This is a genomic window from Vibrio sp. 10N.222.55.B11, from assembly GCF_041473705.1.
Lineage (GTDB): Bacteria > Pseudomonadota > Gammaproteobacteria > Enterobacterales > Vibrionaceae > Vibrio > Vibrio crassostreae_C.
Genome location: NZ_JBFRST010000019.1, coordinates 127,440 through 140,710, shown reverse-complemented (window position 1 = coordinate 140,710; position 13,271 = coordinate 127,440). Strand labels below are relative to the sequence as shown.

General features: G+C 47.7%; 14 protein-coding genes. 1 reads left to right on the top strand and 13 read right to left on the bottom strand.

Annotated elements, in window-relative coordinates; all coding sequences use genetic code 11:
• Window positions 1-154 precede the first annotated feature (154 nt).
• The 3 genes from AB4503_RS08450 to AB4503_RS08440 form a co-directional block, all read right to left on the bottom strand.
• On the bottom strand, window positions 155-616 hold the full coding sequence (locus AB4503_RS08450; protein ID WP_016800264.1) for an RES family NAD+ phosphorylase: 462 nt from the start codon (window positions 614-616) through the stop codon (window positions 155-157).
• Window positions 613-1,056 carry an antitoxin Xre-like helix-turn-helix domain-containing protein gene (locus AB4503_RS08445; protein ID WP_016800265.1) on the bottom strand — a complete coding sequence of 148 codons (444 nt, stop codon included), beginning with the start codon at window positions 1,054-1,056 and terminating at the stop codon, window positions 613-615. Before AB4503_RS08445 ends, AB4503_RS08450 begins: the two co-directional genes overlap by 4 nt.
• A gap of 406 nt (window positions 1,057-1,462) precedes the next feature.
• Window positions 1,463-2,284 carry a restriction endonuclease gene (locus AB4503_RS08440; RefSeq protein WP_029224420.1) on the bottom strand — a complete coding sequence of 274 codons (822 nt, stop codon included), beginning with the start codon at window positions 2,282-2,284 and terminating at the stop codon, window positions 1,463-1,465.
• 331 nt (window positions 2,285-2,615) lie between these two features.
• Between AB4503_RS08440 and AB4503_RS08435 the strand changes: the two genes are divergently transcribed.
• Window positions 2,616-2,801 carry a hypothetical protein gene (locus AB4503_RS08435; protein ID WP_017082651.1) on the top strand — a complete coding sequence of 62 codons (186 nt, stop codon included), beginning with the start codon at window positions 2,616-2,618 and terminating at the stop codon, window positions 2,799-2,801.
• 166 nt (window positions 2,802-2,967) lie between these two features.
• Here AB4503_RS08435 and AB4503_RS08430 read toward each other — a convergent pair whose 3' ends face one another.
• From AB4503_RS08430 to traW, 10 genes are all read right to left on the bottom strand, one after another.
• The gene (locus AB4503_RS08430; RefSeq protein WP_145568546.1) at window positions 2,968-3,414 is read right to left on the bottom strand and encodes a hypothetical protein; all 447 of its coding nucleotides are present in this window, start codon (window positions 3,412-3,414) and stop codon (window positions 2,968-2,970) included.
• Between the two features lie 106 nt (window positions 3,415-3,520).
• Window positions 3,521-6,205 (bottom strand): conjugal transfer protein TraG N-terminal domain-containing protein, encoded by a 2,685-nt coding sequence (locus AB4503_RS08425; RefSeq protein ID WP_372114267.1) that lies wholly within the window; start codon window positions 6,203-6,205, stop codon window positions 3,521-3,523.
• 12 nt (window positions 6,206-6,217) lie between these two features.
• Window positions 6,218-7,504, bottom strand: a complete 1,287-nt coding sequence (locus AB4503_RS08420; RefSeq protein ID WP_241904846.1) for a conjugal transfer protein TraH — start codon at window positions 7,502-7,504, stop codon at window positions 6,218-6,220.
• A gap of 71 nt (window positions 7,505-7,575) precedes the next feature.
• A complete protein-coding gene (gene traF / locus AB4503_RS08415; protein WP_016799993.1) occupies window positions 7,576-8,013 on the bottom strand; it encodes a conjugal transfer protein TraF in 438 nt (145 codons plus the stop codon).
• Between the two features lie 15 nt (window positions 8,014-8,028).
• The gene (gene traF, locus AB4503_RS08410; protein WP_170962716.1) at window positions 8,029-8,838 is read right to left on the bottom strand and encodes a type-F conjugative transfer system pilin assembly protein TraF; all 810 of its coding nucleotides are present in this window, start codon (window positions 8,836-8,838) and stop codon (window positions 8,029-8,031) included.
• A 12-nt stretch (window positions 8,839-8,850) separates the two neighbouring features.
• Complete coding sequence (locus AB4503_RS08405; RefSeq protein ID WP_016799995.1) at window positions 8,851-9,054, bottom strand: hypothetical protein; 204 nt, start codon at window positions 9,052-9,054, stop codon at window positions 8,851-8,853.
• Window positions 9,055-9,078: 24 nt separating this feature from the next.
• Complete coding sequence (gene traN / locus AB4503_RS08400; protein ID WP_017082647.1) at window positions 9,079-10,839, bottom strand: type-F conjugative transfer system mating-pair stabilization protein TraN; 1,761 nt, start codon at window positions 10,837-10,839, stop codon at window positions 9,079-9,081.
• On the bottom strand, window positions 10,836-11,522 hold the full coding sequence (gene trbC / locus AB4503_RS08395; protein ID WP_017082646.1) for a type-F conjugative transfer system pilin assembly protein TrbC: 687 nt from the start codon (window positions 11,520-11,522) through the stop codon (window positions 10,836-10,838). Before trbC ends, traN begins: the two co-directional genes overlap by 4 nt.
• A 12-nt stretch (window positions 11,523-11,534) precedes the next feature.
• Window positions 11,535-12,536 carry a conjugal transfer pilus assembly protein TraU gene (gene traU / locus AB4503_RS08390; protein WP_220503519.1) on the bottom strand — a complete coding sequence of 334 codons (1,002 nt, stop codon included), beginning with the start codon at window positions 12,534-12,536 and terminating at the stop codon, window positions 11,535-11,537.
• An 11-nt stretch (window positions 12,537-12,547) separates the two neighbouring features.
• Window positions 12,548-13,270: a type-F conjugative transfer system protein TraW gene (traW, locus tag AB4503_RS08385; RefSeq protein WP_017061842.1), complete on the bottom strand. Its 723-nt coding sequence runs from the start codon at window positions 13,268-13,270 to the stop codon at window positions 12,548-12,550.
• Window position 13,271: the final 1 nt, after the last annotated feature.

Below are 13,271 nucleotides of genomic sequence, written 5' to 3'. Positions count from 1 at the left end.
AAGTGTCGTCCACCCGACAGAAAGTGGTTTAACTTATCTTCGCCGTCTAACTTGATGTAGCCAAAAACAGATCAAACTATATTGGAAATGAACAGACTTTATTGGAACTGACAAACTTTAATGTCCTCGGACATTTACAGTGGGAATCGCTGATTTATAGAAGCCGGGTATCGAAAGAAATTTCGTGTTTTTTGGCCGTTTTGATGAGTTTTGGATAACCTGGATGTTTTGTGTTGAGCACATAGTTTTGTTCGCGAGGCACAATCACCGATGGGATCGCCAGCGCCAAGCTTGAATAGCTCGATAACCATTGATCACCTATTTCGGCTGTCTGAAGCGGGGCTGGCTCTTCATTCCAGTTGTCCGGTAAGTCGTCATTTTCAAGGACCAAAGCATCGGCTTCATCCAGTTCCAACGTAAACAAGACATAATTTTCAAGTACTTTGGTATTTTTGAGATGAACCAAAATTTCTAAAATGGCAAGTGACTCTGACGCCGCAACATAAACCGCAGACCGTCCAATAGAATTCCAACGCCCTCCGTACAGTCTGGAGCCTTCGCCATCGAAAGCTGACTCTTCCCACTTTTCCTTTACGATTCGGTACAAAGTGATCAAGAAAATACCCCATGCTCTAATCGTCCAATTAGGTTTAGCACACCCTCTGATTCAGCAGTTGTGGCAACCATATCGATAGGGCGGCGATTACCCAAACCAACCACAGGGGATTTGATCCATTCACACGCGGCCAAAATATCACCTTCAAACAAGTTGATGGTTTGGTTGAATATCTCAGCAAAACGGTACAAACGATCACTTTCGTCTTTGTTAAAACGTCCCGCTTTCGATCTGCGGTTTAGTGTGGCTGGTGGAATTGTAACAGCGGTAGCCAACTCTTTCTTTTCCAATTTAGAGTGCTTGGCTAGTTTGTCAAAAACATCAAAATCCAGACCTTTATGAACAGACTCATAAAGGGTTACCCCTCGCGATGGAATACCTACTTGCTGCCAAAAGCTAGCTGGTTGTTTAACAGGCTTGAATGCTTGCATTTGTGACATAACAATAACTCCTTATCAGATGGTAGTGTTATTATGTATCAGATGATTGCGGTAGGCAAGTTTACAAGTACATAGCTTGGAAAATTGGAGAGCGACAAGTAAGTTAGAGCATTCTCTGCTTTATTTTACCAGAGAAAGAAACGCCGCAATTCCAACTGTCGGAAGACAATAGAGATTGAGAACATGAGTCGCGACGACATGCTGACTCAGAACTGGACAAGGTTCATCTAGAGAGGGTTTAAAAGAGGTAATTGCTCCAATATCTTGCCAGACCTAGCCTTGTCTTCCAGAGATACCGCAATAAATCAGTTGTTGGCCATGCCAAATAGCATAGATGCCAGCAGCAACTTTCGGGCCATCAAAGATTACTTGCTACAACAAGCGTATTTTGCGAATAGATTAAAACTCAGCAGTCGCAAGTATAACGACACTTTGGATACGTAGAGCAACCATAAAAAGACATACCAGATTTAGCTCCTCGCTTAGCAACACGCATTACAAGCTTAGATTGGCAACTAGGGCAAATCATAGATTCGACGCCTGCCCTGTGTGTTTGGGGCGATATTGATGGTTTATTTTGAAAGCTGCGGCCATCTTCAATCATATGTACTAGTTCGCTGCCGTTGACTAGCCACAGGCGCTTATCTAGAGAAAAAGTGACAGCCTCAGAAGTAAAGTCTCCTGAAGTTACGATAATCATCTTACTGGCATTGTTCGCGATCATGACACCGTACATTTCCCTTAGAATTTGCACACCCACTTTGCGAGTTTTCCAATGCTTACATTGTACAAGGCTTAATTCACTATCTTTTGTAAGCCAAATATCAACACCGCCATCAGATTTTTGAGCGAAAGACTGTTTGACCGCATACCCTTGAGACTTAAAGTATTCTCCGATGTAACTTTCAAATTCGATCCAAGTCAGGTGATTTAGTGGGGAAGTATTCCTCTGAATTTTAATCTGAGTGTTCGTCTTGAGATAGCTTCTTTTCCTCTGATATTGCTTGAAAAACGCTATCGGTGCGGGGATAAGAAATAAGAACGTAAAATATGGAGCCATCAAGGGCAAGTTTGGAGCAATAGCTTCAAAGATGAAATTATTGCTATCCACGGCCAAGCTAGGCAATAGATATGAAAGCCCAAAATAAATACAAGCAGAGAGCACTACGCTTAACCACCATGGAGCGTCCATTAAGTGCCATATGATTCCATCGTTTTTTCGTGCCATTTGAAGATTACCCGATAAGCGTTTAGATGCATTAAAACACAAGCGATAGATGATGGGTATAGTTTGTAAGGTGATATTTATCAGGATGATAGCTATTGATGAGCTAGGGCAGGGAAGGCAACGCTTGAAGTCGGATTCCTTGTTCGGAATCCGAACACTTCTAACTCATAATTGTCGAGTAGACGACATACTCAAGTCAAGATGACTGTGCCCACCAAGCGACTACAAACCAAAGCCTACATGACATCAAATTTGGGAGTGAGCGGATTTTAAGGCACTTTCATGATAAATTTGCCAACATGATAAAATCGATTATCAACCTCCAATTTATATGAATGACCAACTAACCCCAATCAACAAAGACCATTTGAAAAAACTTATCCGAGCAGAACTGGAGCTAACATGGTTTGATAATAAATCAAAGGCTACTAGGATGTTAGGGATCAACAGGGGGAGTTTCAGCAAAAAATTAAACCAGATTACAAGTAATGAACTTGGATTGGTTGAAAGCCTATAGGTATATATCAAGCCTATTAGGACACAGCAGAGGGCGTAGCCATCATTACCTTGAAAAACTCGGCAAGTCAGTAGCTTGGTCTAAATTTATCCCCGTGAGACATCACGGGGATTTACAGCGAACAGCATTATAGAATGGATAACTTTTGGTAGGGTAAACCAATAGCTTAAAATTGCTTTTGAACCGGGCAAGGGTATTGCTCTTTGAGCCCCATTGCTAAGTAATAACCGATAGACCCGTTAATGCCTGGTTTACCGTATTTTTTAATATTATGTTCAATTTGGTTATTAATCAGCTCCATTAACTCTTCGGTTTTCCATTCCCATAATGTTTCGCGATTGGCGGGATCTTTCATGGGCAAGCAATAATCGATACGTTGATTGCGAGCGTCTAAGCGCGTGGTATACAGATTTATAGTATCCGCAGCAACACGAACCCCAATCAATAAATCTCGATACTCAGGCCTATCCGGATGTTGATAATGTTCAACGTAGTAACGCATATCTGCAGGGTTCTTGACACTGATGAGTTGGTCAATTTTTGGAATTTGACTATTGGCTAAGCTCGAAAAAGAGCAACATGTGGTTAAGCCTAATACGATCCATTTATTCATTACTAATCCTCCATTTTATACTGTGTATAATACTAGGTTGTTTTGATATCTCACTTGAGTCGCTCAATAATTAACCATTATTTATAGATTAAGAACGGGTTTGATCCTACTGCTTCTGTGTTGGCTGCAAGGTTGAGGGGGGCTCAACACGGTTACTGGTACTCTCAAATTGCTCACGTGTATCCTCCACGATTTGTGAGTGGTTGTCGGGGTTGTAATAACGCTCTGTACCGCCGCGTTTCTGATGCTGCTCCAGCACCGTTTGACCAGTATTACCTAGAGCCTTGCCTTTAAATTGTTCCCCCACCATCGTTTGCCACTCGGCTTGGGTCGGCTCAGGGTTAAAGGCTTGTTCGTGCTCTTCTTGAGTGGGTACGCCGGCGAGCACAAAATCTTTAAACGTGTCGGTTGTTTTAAATTCTTCCCAGGCATTCGCGCGGGATTGACGAGCATCGTCGTCCTGACCCGTGAGTATGTACCTTGATTCGTCTTTCGTACGCCCGTTTTCAACAAACGCTTGGAATGGTTTTTCCAGTTTCTCAGTCAGGCTGGCCATATGACGTTGCTCTTGGCTGTTGACTTGACTGAGCGTATCGACCTCTTGTTGAGCTTGTGTCGTGGATGTTATTAAACCTTGTGTCTCACCAAAGTTCGCCGTAAAGCCAGTGGCGTAAGTGCCCATTTCTGTCTTACGTTCGTCGGCTGTGAGGCGGTTGCTCGCCTCGATGGTTTGGTTGGCACCAGAGCGATAGGATTCGATAGCGGCTTGCATTTGGCTTTGTTGTTCGTTGCTCATGCTGCTGAGCGTTTCGCGGTCTTCCTGTGTCCATTTTTGTCCCGTGGACGCGTTCACACTCCCATTAAACCCTACGGCGTCACCGAGAGCGCCGCTTGACAGTCCAGCGTTCACGTCATAACCGCCGTACGCAGAGTGTAAGAAGGCATTCGCTTTCTCATGGCTCCATCCGGTTGCCGCACTGACTTGCTCAGTGGCGGAGCTGACCTGCTCTAAGCCTTTTGAAGCTGCAGCAGTTGCACCGTGTCCATGAGTTAAACCGTAACCTTGGGTTGAAGAATAACTCTCTTTCCAATCGGCCATCAATTGAGAGCCACTTTGTGTGCTTTGCGACAAAGCCGCTTGTTGTGTCGAGAGGTTGGATTGAGCATTAGTGTGCAAGTCTTGCACCGCTTCACTGTATTGACTAGAGCTGGCGACATTCCACTGGAAATTTGACGCGGTAGGGCTGGTGTCATACACGGTTGTATCCCCGTATTGCGTTGAAAGCAGACCGTCTTCGCTTTGCGTGGTACTGCCGTGTTGTTTCAGCAATGTCGACGTATCAAACTTATTGCCATTGACGTTATTAAACGTGTGGGTCTGCATTTGCGTATTACCGTGGCTGATGTCACCGCTTGAGGCCGCGGCTGACGTACGGGCATTGGTTTGGTTTATCATCCCCGCCAGTTGGTAGTTTAAGCTGCTCATCATGGCCGCTGCGCCCTTGGTTAACGCCAAAGCAATCGCGGGGGTGGACATCATCAAGTATCCGGTAATGGAGGCGTAACGCGTGTTGACGTAATCAATGCCGCTCATGTTCGAGAGGGTAATGCCGCGTAACCCTTGTGTCGCGCCCTGGGTCGCCCCTTCTAAGAACCACATCATGATAGCGTTGAGGATGGTGAATATCATAGGCCAAGTGGCCAGATAGAAAAAACTGCCAACGTAGTTTTTAAGGACGGGCAGCGCCATATGTGGCAGCAAGGCAATGATGGCAATGATCGCCCCAAAGCAGACAAACAAAATCACTCCTATCGAGTGCATCATTGGAATGAACTCTTTGGCTTGCAGCCCAATGTTGGCCCACATGGTGGTGGTTTGCATTTGGTTGGCGGTGTAGGCGTAGTTGGCCGCGATACCTCGGTGCGTGTTTTCGATGTTCCATCGCGTCATGTTGATGACCATGTTCTGTTTTAAAATATCGACCGCGTTGTTACTGACCCCAATTAAATCTTGGTGACTATTCTCGATGGCGTTTCTTAAGAACGTTGATTGGATGTTGCTCTCTCGTCCCAAGATATACGCGCCCAGTTTATTCATGGTTTGATTGGCCTCTTCATCAAATTGTTGAGTGAGTTCAGGAAACGCGTCGCGGCAGGTTCTGTATTGACCCTGGGGGTTATAGAGCCCACGAATGGGGGACATCGATTTTGTGGCGAGAAAACCCAGCAAATCCGGTGCTTGCAGGATGTTTTGCATGGTGTATTTTTTGTTAATTCGAATGTCTCCGACGATGCAGTTGTGATAAAAGTCTTTCCAATAGCGTTGCAGATCAATGGTTTCGGCGTTGGCGCTACGAAGCAACGTGTATAAATTCGAACCAAACACCATGCCTGAGGAGCTGTAGCTTTCATCCTCTGTACTGCTAAAGACGATTTCAATGCCTTCGGTTAAGCCGTGCATGAACGTGGTGGCCGCCCAACCGGGTATTGCGACGATGTAAGGCACGTTATTCACGTAATAAATGCGCATAGGATTTTGCGCGTCATTGATATGGACGGTGGCTTTCATGCTGATAAGAAAAGTGGGGATAGCCAAGTAAATGAACATAAAACGCATCACATGTTTCGCGTCTCGAGACACAAAAAATAGGGTGGCACTGATGATAAAGGCCAGTTGTAAGGCGATTTCGATTAACGAGCCAAAGGTGTTGGTGGTAAAAAAAGTGGCGACGGCGTTCAAGGCTCGTTGTAATTGAGGGCCTGCGCCATAGAGATAAAAGTCTAAGGTCATTGGGGATCTCCTTTAATGGCCAAAGGTGAGGTTCGATAGGGTAGCGTCACTTGCCGATTGGCTAAGGAGCTTTCGTTTGCGTTTTAAGCGCTCAGTGAGGGCTAAGTACGCGTTCAATTTTGTTTTGTGACGGTCTCGAATGGTTTGTAAGTAATCCCTTGCACTGTTGATGCCTTCGAGAGTGCGATTGACGTCGGTTGGGTTAACCGAAGCGAGGTTGGTCATGGATTGATTGACGATCATCAGCATGTTGTTGAGATAGGCATGCAAGAGATCGGCGGCAATATTTTGAGCGTATAAATGGCTTTCTGGTTGTAGGTTGAGGTGCGCATCATCAATGAGCATTGCTAAGATAGGAATGTCACTGAGTTCAACAAAGCTCTTCTCTGAGTCGGTGATAGGTTGGTCAGATTGTAAGTGGGCATAGAGCGTATCGACGGTGTGGCGCACTTTGGCGTTAAAGGCTTGGCTTTCATTTAGGCTGATGGCGCTTAGGCTCATCGAAAGGCAGGTCTCGGTGTTGTCGCATCGATACACCTCCAAATCCCCTCCGGTCAAAAGGGCGTTAATGGCGGTGTCGTTACCCACTAACATGGCCGGAATGTAGCTTGGCGTCCCCTGCGCGTCGTAAATGACGGTGCCAGTGAGGCTTACGATAAACTCGGCGACCTCTTGATTGTCTTGAAGGTAAGCGCTTTTCATGAGCGCATCCCACACCACATTTAAGTTCACTTTCACTGCGTGCGCCGTGGCGTCATCGGTGTTGCTAGCCAGTGTGCTCTGGTTGGTACGGACGTTGCGACATTCGTGTTGCGCTTCTAACCAATCAGCGAAAGCGTTGCTTTGCGTGCCTAGGGTGGCGCAGGCATGTCGCTTGGCTTCCCCATCGGTAAAGGCCGCTAAACCAGAGACCGCCGATTGCGCTACTTGGCAAGAGTTCATCGAGGTGGTGAGGAACTGATCAGCAATGGCTTGCAGTTTGTCCCGATTCTCTTTGATGCTCGGCGCCCAAGTTTGCAGCGCTAAATCCACCGCGAAGGGCACGGCGTTGGCAATGACGGCTTTACCAAAAGCCACCAGTTGGTCAGAGTTAATATGAGAAAAGCCGCCCATAAAGGCGTCAATGCCACCGCACCCTGCGCTGACAGAAGGCAAGGTGATGGCGGCCAGTTGAATGTTTTTGATGTTGGTGCGAGCAAACAAACTGCCCGCATTATAGTAGGTGGCGGATTGACCCTGATAGGCACTTGGGTTCGTGATGTTGCTGTTAAAACTGCTGTCATCCCAAAAGCTGTTCATGGCGTCGCCCAAGCCGCCGGCATGAAGTGAACATGAAAGACTCATTAAGAGAGCCAGGAGGGTAGGTCGCGTCATTGTAAACTCTCCATGATGGCCACATCGGCGCGCAAGGCTTGGTAGCTCTTAAGCAGCTCAGTGTATGGAACATTGCCTTCACTCAAACGCACGTACTTACCATTGCTGACGTTGATTAAGAACGTGGCGGGCGTAATGGCGTTTTTGAGATCCCCAAAAAACGCAGCGGTGATGTCAGAGTTGGTCGGGATAGGCGTCGCGTAACCGGGGATGGGTTGTCCGTCAAAGGAGAAATCGTACACAGGTAGTTGAGTAGTTTGCTCTAGCCGCTTCATGGTTGGGGCAAAGTGGTGACACTCAGCGCACTGACTAAAATGGAAGAACACCAAGGCGTATTGGCCTGTCATCGCATGAGGGGGTTGCGCTTGAGTGAGGGAGGTTGAGGCGAGCGTCATCAGCGTACTCAACAATAACGTGCGGATAAAAGCGTTCATCGGGGCGTCCTTAAGTTAAAAGTCGCTGTCTTGGTAATTGGTCGCGACGTTGTGAAAGCGAGAGAGCAAGTCTTTTTGTGAAATGAAGCCGTAGGCGAGGGGCTTGAGTGCTTTGGTGTGGATATTGGCCAGCATTAAAGCCGGTGTGTAGCGCACCTGTACACGCCCTGTCTTATCAATACGGTTTTCATTAATCGTCTCAAAGGTCTGACCGTCTTTGCTGATCCCGACCAGTTCGATGTGGTACCGGTGGGCAAAGTCTTGGATTGAGGGTGCTAGGGTTTGAGATAAGGCGTCTTGCCCTTCGTAGATGAAGTAGAGGCCCCAACCTTCTTGTACCAATTGACGCACAGTGGCTTCGTTTTTGAGTTGGATACCTTGATAGTACGTCGCTCTTGCGGCTTGCTCTGTGGGGCGGTCTTTGGTGTACGAGTATTCGGGGTGTTCGTTGATGAGCTTTTTGAAGGTCATGCCCGTTTGCGTGGTCTTGCCATCGATGAATTTTTTCAGCTTCATCAATTTTAGATTTTTCTCTTCATCGGTTGGGTTAATGGTGGCATCGTTTAACGCTTCATCAAACGCGCGGTGGAACCATTGCATCTGCTCGGTGGCGCTCATCACGGTAGAGACGCTGTTGGGGGGGAGGCTCTCCTCCTCTTTGGGAGGGACTTTGGGCGCTTTGGTCTCGTTATACCAGCGCCACCCCTTGGGGGGCTCATCGGCGATACTGTGAAAGGCCAATAAAGCCAACAACATTAACGGTAGGGGTTTGATTGTTAATCGGTTAATTGAGTTGTTCACTGTTTTTGTGGATAAGTCCTTCATGGTGTGACCTCATTATTGCCAGAAACTCAGCATCTTGTGGGTGCGCGTGTGAAATAACGTCCAAAGTGCTTCATCAATGCCACGCTGTTGTTGGTGCCTCATCATTTCTTGCTTGAGCTGATGGAGTTTTCGTTTGAACAGAAGATGCCGAATAAGGGTGATGGCAAACCCGGTTGTCGACAGGGTGGCCACAAGTAAAGGGAGTAGGGGATCCATATCATGTCCTCATCATTGATTAAGTTAATGGCGATAAGCGCTGTGTAATCGCTCTTGGATTTCTGTGGCCGAAGGCAGGTTGGTGTTGCCGTGCATGTCGTCGTAGAAGTCCGAAAAGTCGAGGCGTTCAAAATCTATGTCTTGAAGCTGCTCGGGGGTAAGGGCGCCGCAAATGGGGTGTTTGGCGGTTCCCAGACTGATGCCAAGTTGACCTTTCGAGCCTTGCTCTTGGATGATGCGCGCCAATTTGCTATCAAAGACGCAGTAGGTCTTCTTTTCCCGGATACACGCGCCTAAGACCTTTTCTGCGCAATAACGGCCAAGGGCTATCGTAATGCCTTGCTCTTTGGCTTGACCGAGCGCTTTCTCTTCATCATTGCATTGGGCTATGCCAATACTCGTGCCCCAACCGCCGTCTTTACAGCAGTCGGCAAAACCAAAAGCGGCGTCTGTGCACTTCATGCCTTTGCCTGTAAATATCTTCGGTGGGTTACCCATACCGTCAGCGGCTTCTGCGAGCGCGGCTAAGGCTGAGGTGCTTTCATTAAAGCGGTTTGAAGTGGTCGCCATGGCTTCAAAGCAATCGCCATCCAGACAAAAGCTCTCTTCTCCACAGATTAATTGGGTGGCACTGCAGCGCCGCTGTGGGCAGGATTTATTGACTTTCTCCTCAATGCACACACCGTTTTGCTGGAGGCTGCAATGGGTTGACGTCGTGGTGCAATCGGCGGGCAGGACGTTGCACGTATTGGGTCGAGTGCATTGGTGCTCAACCCGATACTTCCAGCAATCAAGCGTGGTCGGTATGCCATTAATGATGCGGGTGGCTCGACCTTCAATGCATTGCTGGCGAGTGATCTTGCATGAGTTCATCAGGTTGCATTCTGTTCGCCAAGTAATGTTGTTCTTGATGCAGTTCCCTCCGGATAAGGAGAATCCGTTTGAGCAGCTCAAGGTGACTTTTTTCGTTTGTGTGGTGGGGCGACAAATCTGGTAGCGTTTATACCAGGATTCGTTACTTTTCCAGACAATGTGGTCGGTCTGTTTTAAATCGCCAAGCGTGTAGCCTTGGTTGGGAGAGACAACCTTCCCATCCCAGAAATACGTGGTATCTGACCCTGTAAACCCTCTTGTTCCCCCCGTTTGCCTCACGTAATTGTGATTATCGTGTCGGCATTGTGAGAGAGGGCGTTGGCAATTATCCCCTTGCTTTGTCCAGCCGGATGGGCAGCGGTAGATCACTTCACTAAGGCTCACGGAGGCGACGGGGACTTTGTCACACGGGACCGGGTTGTGAGTTGGTCGGTAGCATTGCTTTGCGATGTTATCAATGACGCATTGCGTGGCGTTGTCACAATCCACGTACTGATTAGACTGACCATGACTGATTTCATAGGCGTTCTCAATGCCAAGGGTGGCGAATCGATACGTATCATCGTTTGGGTCAATGGTGACACTATTATTGTCAAACCCCTCTTGTATCGCTTGAGCGTGTTCGTTGTTGCCAAACTCCGACGTGGATTGGTTTGTGATTTGTGCATCAGTCATCCCGGCTTCATCAGGCTGTCGGATTTTGCTTTCACACCCTGGATTATTGTCGCTGCAGAAGTCTGACAGGTTAAGCGTCATTTCTGAGTCATTGTAAGCCTCGTTCGGGGTGTTTTTCGCCCACTCCACGTTGTCGTAGAATGTGTTTTCTTGAGGGGCGGCAAGGGTATGAAGGGAGAGTAAGAGAGCAGCGCTGAAAGAGAGAAAAACAAAAAGTAGTGAAAAGGGCGAATTCAAGGGGAACTCCTATTGAGCACTTGTTTGGCGATGTGTCCTACATCGCCTTGGCTTAAAATCGTTAATGCGTTAGGAAGGGAGAGGTTGCCGTGAACCATGTCGTAATCACTTTGCGGGCAAGACGCTTCATTGCACGCTTCTCCAATGGCCACAAACACGGGGACGTGGGTGATGTTAAATTGACGAAACCACTGTGGACTGATGGCAAAACCGCTATCAATGGCCATTTCTTCGTCGTCCGCTTCTAACAAACTCAGTATTCGAGAGGCTGTCGGTACCATGCCTTCTGGCAGTACCCCACGTATCACGAGAGGAACCTGATATTGCTGACTTTGTTTGAGTAGCTGTCTAAGCGCGTTATCTGGCATGGAAAGCGACACAAACACCATCACACCTTGCGCCTTTTTGTTTGGATTTTCCTGAGGCACCCCAAGAACACTCGCCAGTGGCGAGTCTTGCAACACGTTATCGAGGTGTTGATTCATCGACAACGCTTCTTGCTTATGTTGCTGACCTCGTTCAAGAAAGGTGGTCAGTTCACTGTGATTGGTTGGCGCTGCAATGGTCTGCTCTTGCTTGGCAAGCGCTTTGAGCTCTTCTTGAGAGTAACCCTTCTCGGCTAGTGAGAGAGGGCTAACCAGCAGAATAAGTAACAGCCATGAGGCTCTTGGGCTAAATGACATCGTCTCATTTCCTTATAAAAATACGCAATTACGTTTTCGCCAGTTCACAAAACCAAAGTTACCGCCGGTGGTTGGGTTGTCTTTACCTTGCTCCCAAAGTGACGAGGTGGTGCCATAGGGATAACAATGAGCGGCATCACCAATCGGTGCCGACAATTGATAGCGATAGCGACTTTTCGGCAAGATAGGCTCTGGCCATTGGTAACAGATTGCGCCATCTTCGCCCCGGGTTTCCCACACAATGCCTTGCCTGTGCATTTTAAAATTAAAACGCTCTAACATCAGTGTGCCAACTTGAGGGCCGGTATGAGAGTAAGCGCTATTACCGGTTAATGGGTAGACGCTGCCTTGTGAGCCTAAACACCAAAAAAGCGCATCAAAAGGCAAAACGCGCCCGGTGGTGGTCGCCATGGCTTCGGTGATGCAAGAGAGCTGCGTGATGGGGTGGCCAAACAAAATGGCTTCGGGGTTAAGAATGAACGACATCTCATCATCATCCCAAAACGGGTCAAGCTCGGTGAGGTAGGCCACATCGAAATTATCCGTGGCCATGCAGGCGGCCGACTGCATCAGTTGTAGCCAGTAAATCACCGGATATTTGTACCAATGCACGTGATAAAAAGCATTGCCGCTGGTTTTGCTGCTTGAGTCGTGCTGCGAGCCTCCTATTTGTTGGCTATTGTCATTACTCAACTGCATCCCCATGTTGACCATGCAATAAGGGACTCGCGTCACGTCCACCAAGGAATACGGCTCCCAATACCCAATGTTTAAGCCAATTTGCATAAAAATGGGCGGGGGTTTAGGACAATAGGAGATCGGCATGCTTGGGTTGGCGGTGTCAGGGTATGTCGAGCTAATGAGAGGCACACTGCCCAGTGTCATAGGAAATAGGCAGTCCCAACAAATATCAGACAATGGATTTAAGAAATGCCCCGTACAAGCGGCGGATTGAGCTTGGGTTTGCCAAGGAAATAGGAACAAACCAAGCAGTAATAACCCATGGGATCTCAAGGTCTTTCTCCTTATTTTGTGTTCGTCGCACTCTTGTTTATGGTGGTGAACGGCGTCACATCGATCTCTGTGATCTTCCACCGCGCTCCGTCTTGTTCAATCAGAGCGGGAATGTGTGAGAGTTGAAATTGACGGCTGTAGTGACCTTGTTGGTCAAAATAAATTCGGGCGTCAAACTCCGTGGCGACGTTTTCTGGACTGCCGTTGGTGAGGGTCCATTTTATCGGCTTATCTGCGCGGTATTGTTTAGCCCAAGCGCGCTGGCTTGGGTCGTCACCATCAAGAAAGACAATCACATACGAGTAATCGAATGATTGTTTGGGAATGTCGACTGGCCAAGTGTCGGTATCAAAAGGGTTGATGACGAGGCCTTTAGCATAAAGGAGGTTACCTTGTGCATCTTTGATATCGGTGGCCAGCTTTAATGATGGGTCGATGTAAAAGGTGTTGGGCGCGGTGGTGGCGGTCAACCCTTTAACGGGAGGGGGTCTTCGCACGTTATTTTCTACGTTCTCCACAAACTGCTGTTGCATCTTTGCGGTTTCTCCCGTGGCTTCTAAGTGTGTCAATCTGCTGTTAATCCATTGCAACATGTCTACCTCTGCAATAGGGAAAAGTTCGCCTTGACGCCCAAATTGTTGACTAAGAGCGGTGGGGGCGATGGCAAGTAAAGTGAGACCGAGCACCTTTGAGAGTGCTGTTGGTTTGATGAATGAATGCCCGTGAACAATCATA

Excerpts from the sequence above, each read along its gene's own strand:
- trbC (WP_017082646.1), bottom strand. The coding sequence starts at position 11,522 with ATGTCATTTAGCCCAAGAGCCTCATGGCTGTTACTTATTCTGCTGGTT.
- AB4503_RS08425 (WP_372114267.1), bottom strand. The coding sequence starts at position 6,205 with ATGACCTTAGACTTTTATCTCTATGGCGCAGGCCCTCAATTACAACGA.
- AB4503_RS08430 (WP_145568546.1), bottom strand. The coding sequence starts at position 3,414 with ATGAATAAATGGATCGTATTAGGCTTAACCACATGTTGCTCTTTTTCG.
- AB4503_RS08435 (WP_017082651.1), top strand. The coding sequence starts at position 2,616 with ATGAATGACCAACTAACCCCAATCAACAAAGACCATTTGAAAAAACTT.
- traW (WP_017061842.1), bottom strand. The coding sequence starts at position 13,270 with ATGATTGTTCACGGGCATTCATTCATCAAACCAACAGCACTCTCAAAG.
- AB4503_RS08405 (WP_016799995.1), bottom strand. The coding sequence starts at position 9,054 with ATGGATCCCCTACTCCCTTTACTTGTGGCCACCCTGTCGACAACCGGG.
- traF (WP_016799993.1), bottom strand. The coding sequence starts at position 8,013 with ATGAACGCTTTTATCCGCACGTTATTGTTGAGTACGCTGATGACGCTC.
- traF (WP_170962716.1), bottom strand. The coding sequence starts at position 8,838 with ATGAAGGACTTATCCACAAAAACAGTGAACAACTCAATTAACCGATTA.
- AB4503_RS08440 (WP_029224420.1), bottom strand. The coding sequence starts at position 2,284 with ATGGCACGAAAAAACGATGGAATCATATGGCACTTAATGGACGCTCCA.
- AB4503_RS08420 (WP_241904846.1), bottom strand. The coding sequence starts at position 7,504 with ATGAACAGCTTTTGGGATGACAGCAGTTTTAACAGCAACATCACGAAC.
- AB4503_RS08445 (WP_016800265.1), bottom strand. The coding sequence starts at position 1,056 with ATGTCACAAATGCAAGCATTCAAGCCTGTTAAACAACCAGCTAGCTTT.